Source organism: Pseudomonas sp. MF6751, assembly GCF_016613265.1.
In the GTDB taxonomy this organism is placed as follows: domain Bacteria; phylum Pseudomonadota; class Gammaproteobacteria; order Pseudomonadales; family Pseudomonadaceae; genus Aquipseudomonas; species Aquipseudomonas fluorescens_BV.
Genome location: NZ_JAENSV010000020.1, coordinates 73263 through 96865, shown reverse-complemented (window position 1 = coordinate 96865; position 23603 = coordinate 73263). Strand labels below are relative to the sequence as shown.

The 23603-nt window shown below is 64.3% G+C and carries 9 protein-coding genes and 2 pseudogenes; 7 read left to right on the top strand and 4 right to left on the bottom strand.

Annotated elements, in window-relative coordinates:
* The first annotated feature begins 378 nt into the window (after positions 1-378).
* The 5 genes and pseudogenes from JJD66_RS17485 (at position 379) to JJD66_RS17470 (ending at position 7370) form a co-directional block, all read left to right on the top strand.
* Entirely contained in the window at positions 379-1269 is an 891-nt protein-coding gene (locus tag JJD66_RS17485) for a bestrophin family protein (RefSeq protein WP_200648655.1), read from the top strand.
* Positions 1270-1407: 138 nt separating this feature from the next.
* A pseudogene (locus JJD66_RS28510) lies at positions 1408-2487 on the top strand (HAMP domain-containing protein); the annotation flags it as partial.
* A 327-nt stretch (positions 2488-2814) separates the two neighbouring features.
* Positions 2815-3351 (top strand): annotated as a pseudogene (locus JJD66_RS28505) (methyl-accepting chemotaxis protein); the annotation flags it as partial.
* A 290-nt stretch (positions 3352-3641) separates the two neighbouring features.
* Positions 3642-6050 carry a glucose/quinate/shikimate family membrane-bound PQQ-dependent dehydrogenase gene (locus JJD66_RS17475; RefSeq protein ID WP_200648653.1) on the top strand — a complete coding sequence of 803 codons (2409 nt, stop codon included), beginning with the start codon at positions 3642-3644 and terminating at the stop codon, positions 6048-6050.
* Positions 6051-6107: 57 nt separating this feature from the next.
* A complete protein-coding gene (locus tag JJD66_RS17470; protein WP_200648652.1) occupies positions 6108-7370 on the top strand; it encodes a carbohydrate porin in 1263 nt (420 codons plus the stop codon).
* Between the two features lie 9 nt (positions 7371-7379).
* Here JJD66_RS17470 and JJD66_RS17465 read toward each other — a convergent pair whose 3' ends face one another.
* The gene (locus tag JJD66_RS17465) at positions 7380-8363 is read right to left on the bottom strand and encodes a helix-turn-helix domain-containing protein (RefSeq protein WP_234452262.1); all 984 of its coding nucleotides are present in this window, start codon (positions 8361-8363) and stop codon (positions 7380-7382) included.
* Between the two features lie 275 nt (positions 8364-8638).
* Here JJD66_RS17465 and JJD66_RS17460 point away from each other — a divergent pair, with 275 nt between their 5' ends.
* Positions 8639-10642 (top strand): TonB-dependent receptor, encoded by a 2004-nt coding sequence (locus JJD66_RS17460; protein WP_234452261.1) that lies wholly within the window; start codon positions 8639-8641, stop codon positions 10640-10642.
* Positions 10643-10762: 120 nt separating this feature from the next.
* On the opposite strand, the gene JJD66_RS17455 is transcribed toward JJD66_RS17460, so the two are convergent.
* Genes JJD66_RS17455 through JJD66_RS17445 form a run of 3 tightly spaced genes read right to left on the bottom strand, consistent with a single transcriptional unit; the run spans position 10763 to position 16887 of the window.
* The gene (locus JJD66_RS17455; protein ID WP_200648651.1) at positions 10763-12910 is read right to left on the bottom strand and encodes a TonB-dependent receptor; all 2148 of its coding nucleotides are present in this window, start codon (positions 12908-12910) and stop codon (positions 10763-10765) included.
* 33 nt (positions 12911-12943) lie between these two features.
* A complete protein-coding gene (locus JJD66_RS17450; RefSeq protein WP_200648650.1) occupies positions 12944-16006 on the bottom strand; it encodes a hypothetical protein in 3063 nt (1020 codons plus the stop codon).
* On the bottom strand, positions 16003-16887 hold the full coding sequence (locus JJD66_RS17445) for an ABC transporter ATP-binding protein (RefSeq protein ID WP_200648649.1): 885 nt from the start codon (positions 16885-16887) through the stop codon (positions 16003-16005). The genes JJD66_RS17450 and JJD66_RS17445 overlap by 4 nt, the downstream gene beginning before the upstream one ends.
* 300 nt (positions 16888-17187) lie before the next feature.
* Between JJD66_RS17445 and JJD66_RS17440 the strand changes: the two genes are divergently transcribed.
* On the top strand, positions 17188-23598 hold the full coding sequence (locus JJD66_RS17440; protein ID WP_200648648.1) for a non-ribosomal peptide synthetase: 6411 nt from the start codon (positions 17188-17190) through the stop codon (positions 23596-23598).
* Positions 23599-23603 lie beyond the last annotated feature (5 nt).

The following is a 23603-nucleotide window of genomic DNA, read 5'->3' as shown; positions in this document are numbered from 1 at the left end:
GTAAACGCTTCGATTTCAAGTGCCCGATCGAAGTCATGGGCGAGGTGATGCAGGAAGCCATGGCTATGCGGCATCATGCTCCAGCTTCAAATCAATAACCGTGTTGCACTCAGCTTCTGCAACCGCCCTTCAAAATCCCTGCCATTAATGGCTTTTTGCCTCGAACGCAATGTACAGCGATTGCCGGACAAGACGTCATCAGTACCAAAGTTGTTCCACAGTCAAATGCCCCGTAGCACACACTTGCGCGCAACCTTTGGTTACATTCTCTCCGCCTGGCGGTTAGAGAACTAATCGATTCAGCACACTGCGAACCTTCCTTCCTCGGCGGCGTCGTAACAGGGGATTGTTGCCAACCGCCCGCCGCGAGGTTCTCGTTTGAAAGCTGCCCTTCTGAAGAAATACCGCCTGATCATCAAGACCATGGGCTATGTGGGCTGGGCGTTGTTCTGGCTGTTGTTGTGGGATGTGGCAGTGACGGTGGATTTCATGCTGTTTCTCACTGCCAAGATCAATTTGCCGCTGATGCCCCTGACCTTGCTCGGCTCGGCACTGGTGGTGCTGATCAGTTTTCGCAACAGCAGCGCCTACAACCGCTGGTGGGAAGCACGCACGCTGTGGGGTGCGATGGTCAACAACTCGCGCAGTTTTGCCCGGCAAGTGTTGACCCTGCTCGATGACGCCCCTGGTGAGGTGAACCCGGTGAAGTCGACGCTGTTGCGCCGTCACGTGGCTTACGTCAATTGCCTGGCTGCGCACCTCAAGGGCCAGCCGTGCCCGGAGGAAGTGCGAGCCTTTATCCCCGCCGAAGAATTTGCGCGCAACGGCGCCACCAATAACTTCGCCAATGACATCCTCACCGGCTCGGCCTCGTTGCTGGCGCGCGAATACCAGGCCGGGCGCCTGGACAGCATCCGCCTGGCGCGGTTGGAGTCGACCCTGGTGGACCTCTCCAACGCCCAGGGCGGCATGGAGCGGATTGCCAACACGCCACTGCCCTACCCTTATGTGTACTTCCCGCGGCTATTCATTTCGTTATTCTGCCTGATCGTGCCGGTGGGCCTGGTGGAATCGCTCGGTTGGTTCACGCCGTTGGCCTCCACAGTCGTGGGCTTCATGCTGCTGGCCATCGAACGCATCGGCACCGACCTGCAAAGTCCGTTCAATTCCAGCGAACACCAGATCCAGATGGAAAACATCTGCGAAACCATCGAGAAGAACCTGCAGTCGATGCGCCGCGATGCCCTGGTCGGTGACCCGATCGCCTGATTCCCCCTCCTCAAGTGCCAACTCCCTCGGCCGATATACCGAGGGTACGCATGGCCTCGCCTCTCACAAAAACGCCTGCGACACGCAGTACCCATTTTTCTCCCCTTGCCAAAACTATAAATACCCGCGGGTGAAGTCATGAATATCAAGCAGAAGCTGACATGGGCGTTTGCGGCCATCGCGTGCGTGCCGGTCATCCTGGTCGCCATTATCGTGGTGCTGAACCTGCGCGAGGGTGCGCTGGCCAACTTCCTCGACAGCAGCGGCCGCGAGATCCGCCAGATCGACAATGGCATGCAGCAGTTTTTCGACGGCATCAGCCAGAATGTCGACTTCGTCGCCAAAGACCCGCGCGTGATCGCGGCCAAGAACCTCAAGAACTACGCCGGCGCCGATGCAGCGCAAATTCCGCTGACGCCGACCAACACCGAACTGCTGGCGATTTTTGATCAGTTCGCCAAAAGCCACCCCAGTACCGCCTACCTGTCCCTGGGACTGAGCGATGGCGGCTACGCCAGTTGGCCGGACGACGCCAAGCTGACGCAATACGACCCGCGCACCCGCCCCTGGTACCAGGCCGCCATTGCAGCGCCAGGCAAGACCGTGCGCACAGGCGCCTACTACTGGGCCCCGGACGATGTGGTGCTGATCGGCACCGTGCGCACCGTCGCGGATGCCACGGGCAATGTCCTTGGGGTGGTTGGCCTGGACGTGTCGCTCAAACAACTCACCGAACTGGTGCGCACCATCAAGCTGGGCGACAGCGGCTACCTGATGCTGGTGGAAGCCGACGGCAACGTGCTGGTGGACCCCAGCGATGCCACGCACAACTTCAAGCCCCTGGCGGGCCTGGGCGCGAACTACGCCGAACTGGCCAAGCACGGCGATGGCGTGACCGAGGTGAGCATCGATGGCGTGGCCTACATGGCTAACGTGGTCAGTTCCAAAGACTTGGGCTGGCGCTTTATCGGCCTGATCAAGCGTGACGAAGTGATGGCCGGCGCCACCCGCCTGACGTGGTTGATCGCTGCGATCGCCGCCGTACTGGCCGTGGTGTTCGCAATCGTCGGTGCCAGTTTCGCCCGTGTGATCGTGCGCCCGATTCGCGGCGTGGCCGACGGCCTGCAGGAAATCGCCGAAGGTGAAGGCGACCTCACGCGCCAGCTCAAGGTGCAAGGCAAGGACGAAACCGCCAGCCTGGCCGGCTGGTTCAACCAGTTCCTGAGCATGATCGCGCAACTGGTGCAGCGCATCGGCAACGCCTCCTCAGACCTGCAAACCGCCGCCGCCGACACCAGCGCCGTGGCCAACAATATGAACCAGGCCGCCGGCCGCCAGCGCGAAGCCGTGGAACTGGTGAGCACCGCGTTCAACGAGATGGTCGCCACCGCCAACGAAGTCGCGCGTTCATGCAGCGCCGCCGCCACGAGTGCCGATGAGGGCTATCGCGATGTGCACACCGGCCAGCAGCACATCGGCGAAGCCACCGGCAGCGTGCTCAAGCTCAGCGAAGACCTGCAAAAATCCACACAGACCATGCAGTTGCTCGAGCAAGACAGCCAGAACATCAACACCATCCTCGACACCATTCGTTCGATTGCCGAACAGACCAACCTGCTGGCGCTCAACGCCGCGATCGAAGCCGCCCGCGCTGGCGACCAGGGCCGCGGCTTTGCGGTGGTCGCCGATGAAGTGCGTGCACTGGCGCGTCGCACCGCCGACTCCACCGGCGAAATCGACAGCCTGCTGGGCAACCTCGCCCGCCGCACCCAGGAAGTCACCCAGCAGATGCAAGGCAGCTTGCTGGTGTCCAACACCAGCGTGGCGCGCATCCAGCAGGCCCGCGACAGCTTTGACAAGATCCGCGGCTCGGTGGATTCGATTCGCGACCAGAACACTCAGATCGCCACCGCCGCCGAAGAGCAGCACCAGGTGGCCGAAGAGATCAACCGGCATATCGCGCAGATCCACGCAGACGCGCAGTTGGTGGAAGGCTTTGCGCATTCGGCGCAGACCGGTTCAGGGCGGCTGACTGATATTTCCGGCCAGCTCAATGGGCTGGTGGGGCGCTTCAAGTTCTGATGCCCGCCCAATAAAGGCAGCGCTGTACCGTGGCGAGGGAGCTTGCTCCCGCTGGACTGCGTAGCAGTCCCAGTCTTTTAAATTAAGAGCGGGGCCGCTTCGCGCCCCAGCGGGAGCAAGCTCCCTCGCCACAGGGTACGCGTCGCCGGGTCCATCTATGCCGCCTCAGAGGCGGCCCTGCCCATCATCGCTGTACCTGCAACAGTCTATTGCAGGACTCAAATGTACTAACTGGTTACTTATCTTGCTAAAATCGCGTCTTTGCCCTCTCTCACTCGAGTCCATTCGACATGAAACGAGCATCGCGCGCCGCTGGCGTCTCTAGATTCTTACTCCTGGGCCTGGGCGTCGTCATCGCCCTGCTCGGCCTTGCGCTTGCCGTCGGCGGCGCCAAACTGGTCAGCCTGGGAGGTTCCTGGTACTTCCTGCTGGGCGGCGTGGTCATGGCCATCTCCGGGCTGTTGATTGCCCGCTGCAAGCCTGCCGGCGCCTGGTTGTTCGCCGCGTTTCTAGTGGCTACCGCCGTGTGGGCGGTGGCCGACGTGGGCCTGGAATACTGGCCGCTGTTCTCGCGACTGTTCATGTTTGCGGTGATTGGCGTGGTGGTCGCACTGGTGTATCCGTTGCTGGCCGGCAAACCGGCGCGGGGTGCCTATGGCGTCGCCGCCGTATTGGCGCTGGGCGTGGCGGTGGCAGCGGGCAATATGTTTGTCGCGCACCCCAGCGTTGCGCCCACCGGTGCAGGCCCGGGCGTCACCCCGGTGGCTGCGGCCGATGCGCAGAAAGATTGGGCCCACTACGGTAATACCGAAGGTGGCAGCCGTTTCGCCGCGCTGGACCAGATCAACCGCGACAACATCGACAAGCTCAAGGTCGCCTGGACCTACCACACCGGCGACGTGGCCATCAGCGACGGTAACGGTGCCGAAGACCAACTGACGCCCCTGCAGATCGGCAACAAAGTGTTTATCTGCACCCCGCACAACAACCTGATCGCGCTGGATGCCGACACCGGCAAAGAACTGTGGAAAAACGAAGTCAACGCCAAATCGGCAGTGTGGCAGCGTTGCCGGGGCATGGCGTATTTCGACGCCAGCGCGCCGATTGCCCAGCCGACCCAGCCCGACAGCTCGCCGGTCCTGGCCGCCAGCGTGCCTGCCGGTGCGCAGTGCCAGCGTCGCCTGCTGACCAACACCATTGATGCACGCCTGATCGCCGTAGACGCCGACACCGGCAAGTTCTGCGAAGACTTCGGCACCCATGGCCAGGTGGACCTCAAGGCCGGCCTGGGCAATGTACCGGACAGCTACTACCAACTGTCCTCGGCGCCGTTGATGGCCGGTACCACCGTCGTAGTCGGAGGTCGCGTGGCAGACAACGTGCAGACCGATATGCCCGGTGGCGTGATCCGTGGCTTTGACGTGATCACTGGCCAGATGCGCTGGGCCTTCGACCCAGGCAACCCTGAAGACAAGCAGGCCCCGACGGGCGATGCCACCTACGTGCGCAGCACCCCGAACAGCTGGGCGCCGATGTCTTACGACCCGCTGATGAACACGGTCTTCCTGCCGATGGGCAGCTCGTCCACCGATATCTACGGCGTGGAGCGCACCCAGCTCAACCACAAATACGGCGCTTCGGTGCTGGCACTCGACGCCTCCACCGGTGCCGAGAAGTGGGTCTACCAGACGGTTCACAACGACCTCTGGGACTTCGACCTGCCGATGCAGCCAAGCCTGATCGACTTCACCCCGCCAGGCAGCGACAAGGCCGTACCGGCCGTAGTCATCGGCACCAAGGCCGGGCAGATCTATGTGCTCGACCGCGCCACCGGCAAGCCGCTGACGGACGTGCAGGAAGTGCCGGTAAAAGCCGCGAACATTCCCAACGAGCCGTATTCCCTGACCCAGCCGAAATCCGTGGGCATGCCGCAGATCGGCGCGCAAACCCTCACCGAATCGGACATGTGGGGCGCGACGCCGTATGACCAGTTGCTGTGCCGCATCGACTTCAAGGGCATGCGCTACGACGGCCTGTACACCGCGCCGGGCACCGATAAATCCCTGAGCTTCCCCGGTTCCCTGGGCGGCATGAACTGGGGCAGCATTTCCACCGACCCGGTGCACGGTTTTATCTTCGTCAACGACATGCGCCTGGGCCTGTGGATCCAGATGATACCGTCGCAGAACAAGGCCCAGGCCTCTTCCGGTGGTGAAGCGCTGAACACCGGCATGGGCGCCGTGCCGCTCAAGGGCACGCCGTATGCGGTGAACAAAAACCGCTTCCTGTCGGTGGCCGGCATTCCGTGCCAGGCGCCGCCATTCGGCACCTTGACCGCCATCGACATGAAGACGCAAAAGGTCGCCTGGCAAGTACCGGTGGGCACGGTTGAAGACACCGGCCCCCTGGGTATCCGCATGCACCTGCCGATCAAGGTAGGCCTGCCGACCCTGGGCGGTACGCTGTCCACCCAAGGCGGCCTGATCTTTATCGCCGGCACCCAGGACTTCTACCTGCGCGCCTTCAACAGCGGCAATGGCGATGAAATCTGGAAAGCCCGCCTGCCCGTCGGCAGCCAGGGTGGGCCGATGACCTACGTGTCGCCGAAAACCGGCAAGCAATACATCGTCGTCACCGCCGGCGGCGCACGCCAGTCCACCGACCGTGGCGACTACGTGATCGCCTACGCCCTGCCGTAACCGCCCTCTGTTCGCGCGGTGCTCCGGCACCGCGCTTTGTGTTTGGAAAGATCCCCCATGACCCCTACTCCTCATACCGCCTGGCGCCTGGCGCTGGGCCTGGCCTTTGCGGCCGCCCTGCCCGTTCAAGCCGACGACACCACCCTGACCGGCGACTGGGGCGGCCTGCGCCGCGAACTCGACGCGCAAGGTGTGCGCTTTACCGGTGACTACAGCGGCGAGACCGCCTACAACGCCCACGGCGGCCAGCACCGTTCGGCGCGCTATTCGCAAAATATCAAGCTCGGCGTGCAGTTCGACCTGGGCAAGCTCTACGGCTTCAACAACGGCGACCGCATCCAGCTGACCCTCAACGACCGACGCGGCAACAGCGCCTCCGAAGACCTGGTGGGCAACCGCCTGCCGATCCAGGAAAACTACGGCGGCCTCTACACGCGCCTCACCGAGCTGAGCTACGAGCGCACGCTGTTCACCCCGGCGCTGAACCTCAAGCTGGGCTATATGGCCATGGGCAATGATCTCGGCGGCCTGGACAGCGGCATCCTGTGCAACTTCATGAACGCCGGCTTCTGCGGGCATCCGCTGAACATGTCCGGCGGCAGTGGCTGGGCCAACTACCCGAATGCGCACCTCGGTGCCCGGGTGAAATACGACTTTTCGCCCAACTGGCAACTGCGCGTGGCGGCGTTCAATGTCGACCCGTCCAGCAATGGCAACTCAAGCCGTGCCTGGCACCTGGGGCCCAAGCACACCACCGGCACCGTGGTGCCCATCGAGCTTATCTACAAGCATGCGGGCGCACTGCCCGGTGAATACAAGCTCGGTTATTACTACGACAGTTCCGATGTAAAACGCATTGGCAGCAACAAGGACGTCAGCGGGCGTGGCGGTCACTACCTCTTGATCGACCAGGCTGTGTGGGCCTCACAGTCATCCCAAGGCCGTAGCCTGCACGCCTTCGGCCAGTACTCTGCCGCCAGCCAAGCGGCCTCGCCGTTCACCAAGTGGTATGGCGCAGGCGTGGTGCTGTACAAGCCGTTCGAAGGTCGCCCGCGCGATACCGTCGCCCTGGGCTATGGGCGCGCGGTGCCGAACCCGCGCAGCCGTGATGTGCAAGAGTTGGCTGCGTTCAATGCCGGGGCGTCCTACCCCTCAATCGACAGCGCCGAACAATTGATCGAACTCAGTTATGGCTACCAGGCCACGCCTTGGCTGACCTTGCGCCCGGATGTGCAATACATCATCGAGCCGGGGGCGTTTTCCGGTGAGAGCATCGACAATGCGCTGGTGCTGGGCTTGCAGGTCAAAGCGATATTCTGACCGCCTGCCTCAGCCAGCCCCCAAGGATTTGCCGCGGCCACCGTTCTTGAGCATCGACGGGTTGATCCCGAACTGTTTACGGAACGCCGTGGCAAAGTGACTGGCGTTGGCATACCCCAGGTCCGAGGCGATGCGCATCACTGATTCATCACCACTCATCAAGCGGCTGCGCGCCTGGATCATGCGGGTCTGCTGGAACATGCCGTAGACGCTGTTGGAGAACAGTTGGCGGAATCCGCGCGTGAGCTTGGGCTGGCTCAAACCGGATTCACGGGCCAACTCCGACAGGCTCGGCGCTTTGCCCAGGTCTTCCAGTAAACGATCGCGAGCACGCACCAACCGCTGACGGTCGGTGTGACTGACCCGGCAGGTGCATTCAGCGTCCTGGCGCGCTTCCAGGAACAAGCTCACCAGCGTGACACTTTGCCCGTACAACCACAGGCTGCTGCGTGGTTGGGCCGGCGCCAGCTGGGTGCCGTGGTCCATGGCCAGGCCGAGCATGTGCGCGGTGGCGCTCATTTCGCCGCTGCGATGGCCGTCGAGGAAGCAATGCTCGCAGGCCAAGGCTTTGTTCAGCAGCGGGTCGAGTTTCAATTCCCACTGAGCGAGCAGCTCGGGGCGGATCATCACGGTGATGTTGTCGATTTCGCCGTGCTGGTGATAAAGGCCATGGCGGCAGCGACCAAAGCTGATATTGCCCGCGCCTTCATCAATCGCATAGCGACGTTGCCGGCGCCCATCGTGAAAGCTGCACGCAGCCTTGCCCTTGAGCGAGTTGGTAAAACTGAAGTGAATGCATTCGCTGTCGTCCTGCAGCGGCAGTTCAACCGGCTGCTCGAACGTGCTTTGCCAACGCACGATATCCAAGCCCTCCTGCAGCGTCATGCGGGTGACGCGGCAATGCGCCCCTGGCCCCAGATCACTCCCATACCCGCCCGTAATGATTCGCGAGACTGGCATCGGCTCCCCTGCGCCTCCTTGAACGGCTGACATCGTAAATCTCCTGGCTGACCGGATACGGCTCGAATCAGATCACATCAGGGTAGAATTCTGCAATTGATAATTATTAGCATTTGGAGCGCCGCACGCTTTATTAAACCGCCGCTGCCCCTGCGCAACGCGCCTCGATCAACCTGTTCAGTCAAGGTCCCATCATGTCTGCACGAGGCAACACGACGGCTACCCGTCAATCTTGCTACAAATGTAATAGTATAACAATAGCGATTGCTTTGACACTGTCCCCTTCTGCCTTTGCCTCTGGCGAGCTATTGCAACTGCCAGCCTCGACAGTGACCGCACGCATGGCCCAGGAAGACCCCAAGGACGTGCCTATCAGCGTCAGCGTAATCAGCGGCGAACAGCTGCGCACACAACGCCTCGACACCCTCGAAAGCGCCCTGCGCACCACCGCCGGCGTCAGCGTGAATTCTTCCGGCGGGCCGAATGATTTCAACGTGCTGATCCGCGGCGTCGGTTCGCTGTATCAAATGTCCATGGATGACAGCTCGGTGGCGTTCAATATCGACGGCGTGCCGGTGTCGTCGCGCAGCCTGGGCTTCGGCACACTGGATATCGATCGCATCGAAGTGCTCAAGGGTCCCCAGGGCACACTGTCCGGCGCCATCGGCCAGGCCGGCGCGGTGAATATCACCACGCGCCAACCCACCCGCGAACTGGAAGGTTATGTGCGTGGCGAAGTCGGCCAGAAAGGCCAGTTCCTCACCGAAGGCGCCATCGGCGGCCCGCTCAGTGATCGCTTCAGCGGCCGCCTGGCAGTGCGGCGTGCCGGCTACGACAGTTGGATCGACAACGACCAGACCCACCACCCCATCACCAAGCCACGCAATGAAGCCTATCGCGGCAGTCTGCTGTGGGACCTAAACGATGACACCCACCTGTTGCTCAGCGCCGAACGCCAGCAAACCGAACGCGCCACCAACTCCCTGGTGTTGCGCCCCTACGGCAGCCACCCGAGCCTGGACCTGACACCCGGCCTGTTCGACGACAACGACAAGACCACCGAGCGCTACACCCTCAAAGTCGATCACGACTTCGCCAACAGCCGCCTGACGTCCACCACGGCTACTGGCACCGCCGACTTCACGGGTTTGATCGCCTACGACAGCAAACTGATGGGCGCCCTCTACGACACGCCCAGCGAGTTCTGGGTGGTGGACAAATCCTTCGAACGCAACTGGAGCCAGGACGTGCACCTGGGCTCATTGCCCGACGCTGAAGTGTTCTGGGTCGCCGGCGTCGCCGCCAGCCGCAACGAACGCAGTTACGATACCCCGCGCAACACCTACGGCACGTCCAGCGCCAGGTTCCGCGACTTCACCACCACCACTTACGCAGGCTACGGCGAAGTGACCTTCCCCCTCAGCGAACGCCTGAAACTCACCACCGGCTACCGCCACTCCTGGGACCGTAAGACTTACAACGGCCAATACTTCGCCGGCACCAGCGTCGTGGACGACTCGCGCAGACTGACCGACCACTACGGCACCGGCCGCGCCGCCCTGAGCTATGCGATCACCCCACAGACCAACGTCTATGTGCAACTGGCACGGGGCTATAAATCCGGCGGGTTCAACGACTATGCCTCCCAGGTCAGCGACAGCGCCCCCTACAAGGCCGCCGCCAGCAAAGCCGCTGAACTGGGCTTCAAAAGCACGACCGAAGAGGGTCGTGGCAGCCTCAATGGCGCGCTGTTCTATACCCGCGTGCACGATGACCATTTGCTCGGCTATGACGCGGCGACCTTCGCCACCAACGCCTTCAACGCCGACACCCGCACCCGCGGCGCCGAGCTGGAAGGCAGTTGGCGCTTCGACCAGGGCCTGACCGTGGCCGCCAGCGCCACCTACCTCGATGCCAAAATCACCCGTGGCGTGCAAGGCATCCAGGCCGGTGACGTCGCAGCCGGCAACCGCACCCCGGATGTGCCACGCTGGAGCGCCAACCTCAACGCCAGTTGGAAGCACCCACTGGGCAGCATCGCCAGCCTGGGTGATACCACTCTCAACACCAGCCTCAATTACCACCTGGTGGGTGAACGCGCGGCCGATCCGCAGAATCATTTCAACCTGGATAACTACGAGAAGCTCGACCTGCGGGCTGGGCTGGAGAGCAAGTTCGGGGAAGTTTATGCGTTCGCCGACAACCTGTTGAACCAGACGTACGACACCTACGGTTTCTACAGTGAGCCGGTAGCCTACGGCGGGCCATCGCGGCGGCGTACGTTGGGCGTGGGCTATACCTACCAATTCTGATCCTGTAGGAGCGAGCTTGCTCGCGAAAAACTCACAGGCACCGCGTTCATCCAGGGTGCCCGCGTTATCGTTGAGGTTTTTCGCGAGCAAGCTCGCTCCTACAAGAGGGCAATGTATGCCTCAGAACTCGTAGCTGTACCCCACCCCCGCCGAACGCCCCCTGCCCGGCATCCCGGTCAGCACCGCGTCGGTGGAATAAGCGCCATACAAGTCATATCGCGCATCCAGCAAGTTATCGCCCCACAGATAAACTTCCGATCCACCGCTCTGCAGCCCCAAGTGCAAATCCAGCTTGGCGTAGCCCTTGAGGTCATAGTGATTCTGCGGATCAGCCGGGCGGTTTTTCTGCACGCGGTAGTTGAGCAACGTGTTCAGGCGCGGCGCCGGCAAGCCGAGCAGTTCACCCAAGGGTTTCTTCCAGGCGATGCTGAAGTTGCCGCTCCACAGCGGCACGTCCGGCACGCGACTGCCCTTGGCCACATCACCGCCGGACACCCCTGGCGCATCGGAGGTCACCACCGCGTTGGTGTAGCTGATGGCGCTGCCCAGGGTCAGTTCATCGGTGGCATGCCAGGTACTCGACAACTCGGCACCTTTGCTGCGGGTATCGGCATTCACCGCGCTGACCGCCAGGGACGTGAAGTCATAACCCAGCAAGTGGTCATCCTGCACGCGGGTGATGAACAACGCCCCTTCCAGGCTCAACGCACCGCCTTCGCTTTCATGCTTGAAACCGACTTCCGCGGAGTTCACCTTGGCTGCCTTGTAGGGTTGGCTGTCCTTTATTGACGTCGCGTAGTCGTTGAACCCGGCCGACTTGTAGCCCCGCGACAACACCGCGTACAGGTTGGTCTGGGGTGTCCATGCGTAGCTCAGGGCCACGCGCCCGGTGTTGTAGTCGTCCTGCAAGCGTCGGCTGTCGTTGATCAGGTTGGCGCCACTGCTGTAATCAGCGCCGTAGGTCTTGCGGTCCCAAGTGTGGCGCAGGCCGGTGGTGAGCTTCCAGTCCTCGGCAATCGGGAAGGTCACTTCGCCGTACGCGGCATAGCTGTTGGTGGTGAAATCACGCAGTTGCCGGGCGCCATTGGTGAAATTGTTGGAGTCAAAACTGCGCTCGGAACGGGACAGGTTCACCCCGGTTACCCAGAACACATCGGCGTCTGCCAGTGATCCCAGGCGCAGGTCCTGGCTCCAGACTTGCTCATGGGCCGAGTCTTCGATCAGGTACTCAAAAGGCTGGCCGTACAACGCGCGGGTGATGTTGCGATCATAGCCCTTGACCGCATTGAAGTCGGTGCTGGTATAGGCGCTGATCGAGGTGATCCGGGCCTGGGCCAGGTCATGGTTGAGCTCGAAGGAATAACGCTCGTTGGTCTTCTTGTTGCCATTGAACGTGCCAGGGGCGTAGTCGAGGCTGGGGCGGTTGCCGAACGGTCGCAGGATCTCCAGGCCGGCATAGTGATCGGCGCGCTGGCGCTCAGCGGTCAGCAGGCCAGTGGTGCCAGCGTCGTTGTCCCACAACAGGCTACCGCGCAGGGCCAGGTCGCGGGGTTTGGTCAGGGGGTCGCCGTCTTGTTGGTCATCGACCCAGTTATCAAAGCCGCTGCGACGCACGGCAATGCGCCCGGCCAACGACTCCGTCAACGGCCCACCCACCGCACCTTCGGTCATGAACTGGCCTTGGTTGCCCACTTCGCCACGCACGTAGCCCTCCAGCTCGCGGGTGGGTTTGCGCGTGGTGACGTTGATCGCGCCCGCTTCGCTGTTACGCCCGAACAAGGTGCCTTGGGGCCCCTTGAGCACTTCCACTTGCTGCACGTCGAGGGTAGCCATCGCTGCGTTGCGCACCGACATCGGCACGCCGTCCACGTTCAGCACCACCGAGCCATCATCCATGCTCATCTGGTTCAGCGAGCCAACCCCGCGGATACGCACGTTGGCATCGTTGGCGCCGCCCCAGGAGTTCACATCCACCCCAGGCGTTGTGCGCAAGGCATCTTCCAGGGTGCGTAAACGCCGGGTTTCGAGAGTTTGCCCATCGAGCACCGAAAGGCCGAACGGAATGTCCTTGGCACTTTCCTGGTTCAATCGCGCGCTCACCGTCACCGGCCCCAGCTCGATAGTCTCGGCATTGGCGGCCGGTTGAGCCTCAACGGCATAAGCCGCACACATCTGGCTGGACAAGGCCAGTGCCATGGCTTGGGTCAGCACGTTGGCCCGCCAACCGATGGGGCGGCGTAGTGGCTGGATAGACAGTTCAGGTGACATGGCAAAGCTCCACAAGGCAGGGATGGTTCACATTCATTGCACAGGCCCCCAGCGCTTGAGCGCGGCGGCAATCGCGTGTTCGGAGGGCGCGCCCAGCAGGCGCTGAAGCTCAGTGGGCCATCCCTGGCCGTGACGGACGTCGGCGGTCATCGCCATGAGGTGTTCGGGGGATTGCGCAGCCACCCAATCAAGGCTGACCAGCGCGGCATAGTGGGCCGCCCAGCCCTGTTCGCGAGCATCGGCCAGGGTGCCGACAGGCTCACCGTCATTACCCAGGGCGCGCGTCAGGTCGTCGGCCATCAGCTTGACCAGCGCGGCGCGGGCGCCAGCACCGTCGACGTCTTCCACGCACAGCAAGCCCACCGCCCCCGCCACACCCTGGCTCAACCCCAGGTAACCGGGGATCTGGCGCAGGTCGCTGGCCTCGATCAGCCATTGGCGGGCAAGCAGCTCGGCAATGTGGGCGCGACGCGTCCAGCGCCCGACGCCGACCGGCGCCACGTCCCAATTCGGTGACTGGCTGAGCAACAGATGGCCGTGGCTCAAACGGCTGGCGCCCATGCCAGCAGGCCACAGGCTCAGGTGCTCGACACGGGGCAGGCTGCCCAGGCGTCGTGCTACGCAGGCGCTCATTAAGTTCAGGTCTTGCTGTATTTCAGCGCGGGTGTGCGCACGGCTGGGGTCTGCCTGAGTCGGCGTGACATAGGCAAAGTCCAGTGAGCCAAGGCTGCGACCGCTAAAGGTGCGGCCATCGACCTCGACCTGCCATTGCCAATCGCCGGCTGGGGCAACAGCCTCCACGGCTACCGCCGCGCCCGTCGGCAGTTGTGGCACCAACATTGGCAACCCGGCTTCACTACGCTGGGCCGGCGCACGCAGTAGGCGCTCGCTGTCCAGGCCCAGGCGCGGCACCACGCGGCGCGCTTGCAGCCACACCCCCTGAGGCCCGAGCCAGAACGCCTCACCTTCGGCAGGCCAGCCGTCGGCGCGCACCGTCCAGTTCAATGCCACCTGGCAACCGCTCGCCGCGCAGCCGTCCAGAAGTACGCGCAGATGCTCGCTGGCCTGTTCGAACCTCACCGGCCGGCCCAGCACGCTGGCGCCTGTCACCTGCAGGCCCGGCGGAAGCTCGGCGTCCAGATGGGGGGCGACCACCCCCTGCAACGTCCATTGGCCCGCTACCTGTCGCGCCGCCGAATCAACCCGCAGTTGCAACTGCCCACCGGCCACCTGCCAGGCGCTCGCGCCGGGCAGCCAGCGCTGTTCCCAGTCAGCGCGTTCGGCACGTTGCGCAGCGACAGACTGGTAACCGCCCAACTCCACCAGATGCCGCTGCAACAGCACGCCGCTGCCAAGCATGCCCACAGCGCCGAGGGCCAGCAACGCCCCCGGCAAACCGAGCAAACCGTCGCGCACATCACTCAAGCGGCGCCGCTCTGGCCCACGGGGCAACGCCAATGCCGCCACCGCGAGCAGCACCAGGCAACCGGCCAGTTTCCAGCCGTCCAATACGGCGAGAAACGCCACCCAAGGCGCCCAGCCGGTCAGCAGCGACACACTCACATGCGCGGGGATCGCCATGGCATAGGGCGGGTAACTGACCAGCCCCAATTCATGGTTGAGCACCAGGAAAAACGTCAGCAGCATCGAGGTGGCATACGCCAGCCCCGAGCGACGAATCAGCGCATGCACCAGCACCGTGAGCATCGCCAACTCCATCAGCGGCGGCGCGAACACCAGCGCTTGATAGACCAGCACAAAGCCCGGCGCCAGGCTGTCGGGCGCGGCAATCGCGCTGATCAGCAAGCTCGCCAGGCCCGGCACCAACGCCAGGGCCAGCGTCGCCAGCAGCACGCAGGCCACTCGCCCCAGCAGGCGCAACCACGCCGGCGCTGCAGTGGCCTGCAACATGGCGCCAAAACCTTCGACATCATCGCGCCGGCACACCAACCCAACCAAGGCTGCGACGATAAACGCGATCACCAGAAACAACGCGCTCGACAGCAGGGGCAGGGTCAGATCCGCCCGGGGCACCATCGGCCCACGCGCATGCCACACCCCGTGGACAAAACCACTGAGCACACCCATCACCAGCAGCAAGCCCAGGGCCACCCAGCCGATACGCCGGGCAAACACTTGGCGCACCTGCCAACGCGCCTCACGCCACAAGGCCCGTGGCCACTGGCTGCCAACCAGCGGGCCAGGCAACGTCACGGTGTTCGCCAACCGCATCGGCGGTTCTGCCAACACTGCCCCGCTGCGCTTGCCCATCAAACCCTGACGGGTGGTGCGGGCCAACACCACGGCCAGTAGCAGCAGGGGCACTGCGCACCACAGCAGGCGGTTAAGCCAGAAACCCGGGGTCAGCGCCAACAGCGATTGGGATTTCTGCGCGGCACTCCAGGTTTCCACCTGGGCCTGGGCAAAGGTAAACAACGATGGGTCCAGGCTGGCCGCCAACAGTGGGTTGATATGCCCGCCCTTGAGCACCACCACGGCAAACATCCACAACAGCATCAACACCGTCGCCAACCCGAATGGCGCGGCCAAGCCACGGCTGCGCAAGGCCAGCAGGTAATACAGCGCACCGATCCCGGTACTCACCGGCAATAACAAGGCGACCCAGGCAAATCCCAGCGCCGACCACATCGGCGCACCGATACTCGCCGCCGGTACCCAACCGAGCCAACCCAGCACCGGGCTGACCAAAAACCCGACGATCAGCGAACTGGCGAGCAAGCCGCCCACCAGCGCTGCACCAATGAACCGCCCCCACAACAATGCCGGCAACGACAGCGGCAAGGCCAGCAGCACCTCTTCCAACTGCGCCTTGCGGTCGCGCAGCGCCGGTTGTGCAAAAACCCAGGCCCAGGCGAAGAACAGAAAGAACATGCACCCGCACGACATCAGGTAGATCAGGCTCGGGGCATTGCGTGCAATGTCGCTGGCGCCCATTTTCTGCACGTAGTCGGCATTGGTCAGGGACATCAGCAAATAGCCGGTGAGGCCCAAAAACACCAGCAACGGTATGCCGCTGCGCAGCCCGGCGCGCACTTCCACCCAGGCTTCACGCATCAACAGAGCAAAGGTATTCATGCCTCGCCCGCCTCGCCGGCCTGGGCCAGCGCCAGGTAATAGATATCTTCCAGGCGCGGCGTGTGGGGCGTGAAGCGCGGATCAGCCGGGCGCTCGCCGTGCACGATTACCCGGCTGCCAACGGGGCTTGCGGCCACATGCAAGGCAGGCGGCAGCGGCTCACCACGGGCGAATGAAGCCTCCCACAAGCGGCCCTGTTCGGCGCGCAGCAAATCTGCCGGACGACCTTCGATGATAATCCGCCCCCCGGCCAGCACCGCCAGGCGGCTGCACAGGTTCTCGACGTCTTCGACGATATGGGTCGACAACAGCACGATCGACTCGGCCGCCACATCCGCCAGCACCCGGTGAAAGCGGTTGCGCTCGGCCGGGTCGAGGCCGGCGGTGGGCTCATCGACAATCAACAGGCGCGGCGAGCCGATCAGGGCCATGGCAATGCCGAAGCGGCGCAACATGCCCCCCGAGTAAGTGGCGAGGGCGCGGTGCGCAGCGTCCTGAAGGTTGACCTTGGCCAGCAGGCCTTCGACTTCCTCACGGCGCTGGCGGCTGTCGGTGCGCCCCTTGAGCCAGGCGAACCGCTCAAGCAAATCTCGCGCACTCACCCCCGGGTACGCACCCAACTGCTGCGGCAGGTAACCCAAGCGGCGGCGCAACTGCCCGGGCTCGGCGAGCACATCCAGCCCATCCAGTTCGATGCTGCCGGCGTCCGGTTGCTGCAAGGTTGCCAGGGTGCGCATCAGGCTGCTTTTGCCCGCGCCATTGGGGCCGAGTAAACCGTACATGCCAGGGCCCACATTCAGGTCCACGCCGCGCAACGCTTGGACGCCATTGTTGTAGCGCTTGCGCAGACCGCGCACTTGTAAACCTGAATCGACTGACATCCACACCTCCATCAAGGGTCAAGCCCTGCAAAAGGGCGGCGAGCGACGGTAGTCAAGGGCGGCGGCGCGGCGCTACCCGATTCAAGTCATTTTCCAACCGTATCCCGCGCACTGATCGCCGCCATGGCCCGCCCCGGCGCCGCTGTCCCCCGCGCCAGGCAAACGGATTCGGGGCAAAAACGATTCGATGCGGGTAGTCCACACAATGAGAATGACTAGCATCTTCTTCCACGCAGTTACCTGCCTTCAGCGCCTGGGCCAACGCCGGCCCGGGCCCTAGCGATGAGAAGACGTTGAGCCATGGCCACTCCCAGCACCTCAACCGCAACACTGTTGCGCCGTTCCCTGTCCGAAGCCCTGGGCCAGCCTGCCGAGCAGATCCCCCTGGAGGCCAACCTGATTGAATGGGGGCTCGATTCGGTGACCCTGATCCGCCTCGCCGGCCAATGGCGCCGCCAGGGCCTGGCCGCACGGTTCGCCGAACTGGTGGCCGACCCACGCCTGTGCGCCTGGCTGACGCTGCTGGACACCGAGCCGGTGACGCCCGCGCCCACCCATAGCCATGCGCACGACGGCCTACCCTTTGAACTGGCGCCCATGCAGCACGCGTACTGGATCGGCCGTGCGCCTGGGCAACAGCTAGGCGGTGTGGCGGCGCATTTCTATAACGAATTCGACGGCCACGACGTAGACCCGCTCCGCCTGGAAACCGCCGTACAGGCCTTGCTGGCACGCCACCCCATGTTGCGTGCGCAGTTTCTGGAAGAGGGTCGCCAACAGATCCTGCCCCGCAGCCCATGGCCGGGGCTGAAGGTGCATGACCTGCGCCAGGCCGATGCCACACAACTGCAACAGCAACTGCAAGCCTTGCGCGCCGCGCTGTCCCATCGCCAGTTGGCGGTAGAACACGGCCAGGTGCTGGATATTCAGCTCTCGCTTTTACCCCACGGCACCCGCCTGCACCTGAACCTGGACATGCTCGCCGCCGACGCCTTGAGCCTGCGCACCCTGCTGGGCGACCTGGTGCAGTTGTACCGCCAACAGCCCCTGCCCCCGCTGGCCTACAGCTTCCCGCGCTACCTGGCCGACCTGCGTCAGGAACAGGCCAGCCCCGAGCACCGAGCACGTCACCAACACGCCCGCGACTATTGGTTGCAGCGCCTGGAAACCCTGCCCGGCGCCCCGCGCCTGCCCATCAAGCCCCAAGGCGATGAGCGCCAAGTGCGTCGCCGTCATCATTGGCTGGCGCCGTCCCAGCGCCAAGCATTTGAACGCCACGCCCGCGAGCACGCCCTCACCCCGGCCATGGCCCTGGCGGCGGTGTTTTGCGAAGCCCTCGGCGCCTGGTGCGAGACGCCCGAGCTGTTACTCAACCTGCCGCTGTTCAACCGCACGCCGTTGCATGAGGACGTCGAGCGCCTGGTCGGTGACTTTACCTCCTCGATCCTGCTGGCCTGGGATGGCCGTGTGACCGGCACCTTCGCCGCCCGTGCCACAGGGCTGCAACGACGCTTCCACAGCGATGCGACCCACATTGAATTTACCGGGCTGGAGGTGTTGCGCGAGCTGTCGCGCCTGCGTGGTGAGCAAGTCCTGGCACCCGTGGTGTACACCAGTGCCCTGGGCCTGGGGGAGTTGTTCGCTGAGGGGGTGCAGGAGAGTTTCGGCCAGCCGGCCTGGATCATTTCCCAAGGCCCGCAAGTGTGGCTCGACGCCCAAGTCACCGAGCTGGACGGCGGCATTCTGGTTAACCTCGATGCCCGTGAAGGGCTGTTCGCCGAAGGCGTCCTGGATGGAATGTTCGACGCCTATACAGGCCTGTTGCAACGTTTGTGTCATGACGCAGCAGCCTGGGATCAGGCGACCCCGGCGCTGATCCCCAGCCGCCAGTTGGCCGAGCGCAGCGCCGCCCAGGGCCACGTCACGACGCTGCCGAGCCAACGCCTGCACGAAGGCTTTTTCACCCAGGCCCGGCTGACGCCTGCCCTCCCAGCCCTGTTGTACGGCGACCACGCCCTCAGCTATGGCGAGTTGGCCGAGCGCGCCCTGCGGGTTGCGGCGTACCTGGAGGGCCAGGGCCTGCAACACGGTGACGTGGTCGCCCTGCAACTGCCCAAGGGCCCCGAGCAGGTGATCGCCGTACTGGGCATCCTCGCGTGCAGCGCCACCTACCTGCCTATCGGCATCGACCAGCCCGCTGCGCGCTGCCGCACGATCTGCGACAACGCCGGTGCCCGCCTGCTGCTTACCCAACTACCGCAGGCTGGCAGCGCACTGGCGGCGCCACGGGCCGGTGTGGTCAGCGACCTGGCCTATATCCTCTACACCTCCGGTTCCACCGGTGAACCCAAGGGCGTAGAGATCAGCCACCTGGCCGCCGCCAACACCCTGGAGGACCTGCAACGGCGCTTGCAGCTCAACCACGATGACCGAATCCTGTCGCTCTCGGCGCTGGAATTCGACCTGTCGGTATTCGACCTGTTTGCCCCACTGGCCTGCGGCGCGGCGGTGGTGTTGATCGAGCCCCAGGCCCAACGCGATGCCCTGCGCTGGCGCGAACTGGCCACTCAACACCGCGCCACCGTACTCAATTGCGTGCCGGCGCTGCTCGACATGCTGCTCGGCTGTGCCGATGCTCCGTTGCCCCTGCGTGCAGTCTTGCTGGGCGGAGACAAGGTCGCGCCGGAATTGGCGCCACGCCTGTGGGCCCAAGCCCCCGGTTGCCGCTTCATGGCCCTGGGCGGTGCGACGGAAGCGGCGATTCACTCGACGCTGTTCGAAGTCGTGCCCGGCCAGGCGTTGCACTGGCACTGCCTGCCGTACGGCAAACCCTTGGATAACGTCAGCCTGCGCATCGTCGACCCGCAGGGTCATGACTGCCCGGACTGGGTGGCCGGCGAACTGTGGATTGGCGGGGCCGGAGTGGCCCAGGGTTATCGTGGCGACCCAGTGCGCAGTGCCGAACGCTTTGTGGTTTACAACGGCCTGCGCTGGTACCGCACCGGCGACAGTGCGCGCTACCACCCCGACGGTACGGTCGAGTTCCTGGGGCGTAGCGACTTCCAGCTCAAGCTGCACGGCTACCGTATCGAGGCCGGTGAAGTGGAACACGCGCTGCTGGCCTGCCCCGGCGTCGACCAGGCGGTGGCGCTGCTCGTGGGCCAGCACCTGGCGGCGGTGGTGCGCCTGGCGAATGGCCCGATGCAACCTACCGCGTTGGAGTTCCCCGGCCTGGCCGAGCGCCTGCCGGCCTACATGATTCCAAGCCTGATCCTCGGCTGCGCGCAATGGCCGTTGACCACCAATGGCAAGGTGGACCGCAAGGTACTCCACGGCTGGCTGGCGGACCATCGCGGCACTTACCAGGCCTTGCTGTCGCCGCCCTGCGGCGCCATTGAACAACAGGTGGCCCGCGCCTGGCAGCAGTTGCTCGGCTGTGGCGAGGTGTACCGGGAGCACAACTTCTTCGCCCTGGGCGGCGACTCCCTGAGCGCCACGCGCCTGGTGCGCCTGTTAACCGAACAAGGGCTGGGCGGCGCACGAATCGCCCAGGTATTCACCAAGCCAGTACTGGCGCAGTTCTGCGCCGACCTGCATCAACAGGCCCAGGCCGAACCGCAACGCACCGTTGTCCCGGACCTGGCCCAACGTCACGCCCCCTTCCCTATGACAGAAGTGCAGCAAGCCTACTGGCTGGGTCGTGACCCGAGCCTGGTATTGGGCGGGGTGAGCTGCCATTTCTACCGCGAATACGACGTCGAAGACCTCGACCTGCCGCGCCTGCAAAACGCCCTCGGGCGCCTGATCGAACGCCACGAAATGCTGCGTGCGGTGTTCGATCAAACAGGCCAGGCACGCATCCTTCCCCAAGTACCCACCTTCGTGATCGGCCAACGCTACGTTTGCGTCGAAGACCTGCGTGAGCACTGTGCCCACCGCGTGTTCGATCCCGCCCAGTGGCCGCTGTTCGATGTGCAGGCGGTGACCCAAGGCCGGCATACCCGCCTGGCCATCAGCCTGGACAACCTTATCCTCGACGCCCTCAGCATCCTGCGGTTCTATGCCGAACTCGACGCGTTGTATCGCGAACCGACGCTGGCCCTGCCACCGCTGCAGTTGTCCTTTCGCGACTACCAGATTCAGGCCGGCGTGGAACCCACCGAATTGCGCGCCGCGCAGCAGTTCTGGCAAGAACGCCTGCCCACCTTGCCGCCGCACCCGCAACTGCCCCTGGCTGCCGACCCCGCAAGCCTGGGCCGACCGCGCTTCGAGCGCCTGCAAGGTCAGGTCAAGGCCCAGGCCTGGCAAGCAATCCTGGCCAAGGCCCAACAGCACAGCCTGACCGCCTCGGCGGTGCTGCTCTGTGCGTTTGCCGAAACCCTCGGGCGTTGGAGTACGCGGCCGGACCTGAGCCTCAACCTCACGCTATTCGACCGCCGGCCTGTGCATCCGCAGATCGATCAGGTGATGGGCGACTTCACCTCCCTCACCCTGCTCGGCTACGTGCCCGTGGCCGGCGAACGCTGGCTCGACCGCGCCAGGCGCACCCAGCACACCCTTGGCGAAGCCCTGGAACATCGCTGCGTGGGGTCGGTGAGCCTGTTGCGCCAATTGGCGCGCAGCAATGACGAGCACCAGGTGAGCATGCCGGTGGTGTTCACCAGCGCCCTGGGCGTACCGGATGGCACCGCCGCACCGGTGGACGGGCCCTTCGCCAGGCAGGTCTTCGGCCTTACCCAAACCCCGCAGGTGTGGCTCGACCATCAGGTGGTCGAAGCTGACGGCGGCATCGCCTTGAACTGGGACCGCGTGGTCGGGCTGTTCCCCGACGGGCTGGTCGAAGCGATGTTCGACGCCTACCTGCACAGCCTTGACTGGTTGGCCGAACACCCCTGGGACAGCGCCCCGCCCGACCTGCTGCCCCTGGCCCAGGCGCAGGTACGCGCACGGTTGAATGCCCCTGCCGCCAGCGTTGCGCAGGACCCGAGCCTGCACCAGGGCTTCTTCCAACAGGCGCACCAATCGCCGCAACGCCCTGCGCTGTTGTGGGGCGAGCATGGGAGCCTGAGCTACAGCGAACTGGCCGACCGCGCCCTGCGCATCGCCAGCAGCCTGATGGATGCAGGCGTGGCGGCCGGTGACCTGGTGGCAGTCTCCCTGGCCAAAGGCCCGCAACAGATCGCCAGTGTGCTGGGCGTGCTGGCAGCGGGCGCGGCCTACCTGCCGGTGGGGGTCGACCAACCCTTACAGCGCTGCCAGCGCATCCTGCAACAGGCCGGCGTTGGCCTGATCCTCGCCGAGCACGACCCACAACTACCTGGGGTCAAGCACCTCACGCCTTCAAAAGCACAATGCGCCGAACCGTTGTTAGCCCCCCTGGCCATGTGCGCCAACGAACTGGCCTACGTGATCTACACCTCCGGCTCCACCGGCCAGCCTAAGGGCGTGGAAATCACCCACCGCGCCGCGATGAATACAGTGGCCGAGATCAACCGTTGCTGCGGCATCGACGCATCGGACCGTGGCCTGGCGCTGTCAGCACTGGACTTCGACCTGTCGGTGTATGACCTGTTCGGCCTGCTCTCGGTGGGTGGCGCCCTGGTGTTGATCGAAGAAGACCAGCGCCGCGACGCCCGCGCCTGGCTCAAGGCCTTGCAACACCATCGTGTAAGCCTGTGGAACAGCGTGCCGGCGCTGCTCGATATGTTGCTGGAAGCCAACGCGCTTGAGCGCCAAACCCTGGGGTTGAAAGTGGCCCTGCTGTCGGGCGACTGGATTGGCCTCGACCTGCCGCAACGCCTGCGCCAACAGGCACCGCAGTGCCGGTTTATCGCCCTCGGCGGCGCCACCGAAGCCGCGATCTGGTCCAACCACTTTGAAGTCCAGCAGCCGTTGCCGGGCTGGCGTTCAATCCCCTACGGCGTGCCACTGGCGAACCAGGCGTACCGGGTAGTGGACGCCCTTGGCCGCGACTGCCCGGACTGGGTCACTGGCGAGTTGTGGATCGGCGGCGCCGGCGTCGCACGGGGCTATCGCCATGCACCGCAGTTGAATGCCGAGCGCTTTATCGACGGTTGGTACCGCACCGGTGACCTGGGCCGCTACCGGCCCGACGGTTTGCTGGAGTTCCTTGGCCGCGCCGATACCCAGGTCAAGGTCCGTGGCCACCGTATCGAACTGGGAGAAATCGAAGCCGCCCTGGCCCGTCATCCCTGTGTAAACCAGGCCGTGGCGCTGGTCGCGGACACGCGCTTGCTGGCCGCAGTCGCTGCCAGCACCCACGCCGAAGTACTCGCCCAGCACTTGGAACACTGCCTGCCCGCGTATATGCGCCCGGAACAGATCCTGGTACTGGAACGCCTGCCCCTGAGCAGCAACGGCAAGGTGGACCGTCGCGCCTTGCTCGCCCCCTTGGCGGCTGCGGCACAGTCACGCCCCGCGCCGGACGAAGCCCCGTTGAGCGCCGCTGAACAGCGGGTCGCCGAGCTGTGGCAGCAGTTGCTCAACGTGCCCAGCGTGTCACGCCACGACAACTTTTTCCGCTTGGGCGGTGACAGCCTGCTGGCCACGCGTTTTCTCGAAATGCTGCGCAGCCGCCTTGGCCTGGAACTGCCCATGGGCCAGCTGTTTGGTGCCGCCAGCCTGCTGGAAGTGGCGCACGCCCTTGAGCGCCAGCCCACCTCCGACACCGTTGAAGAAGGCCTCATCTGATGCCT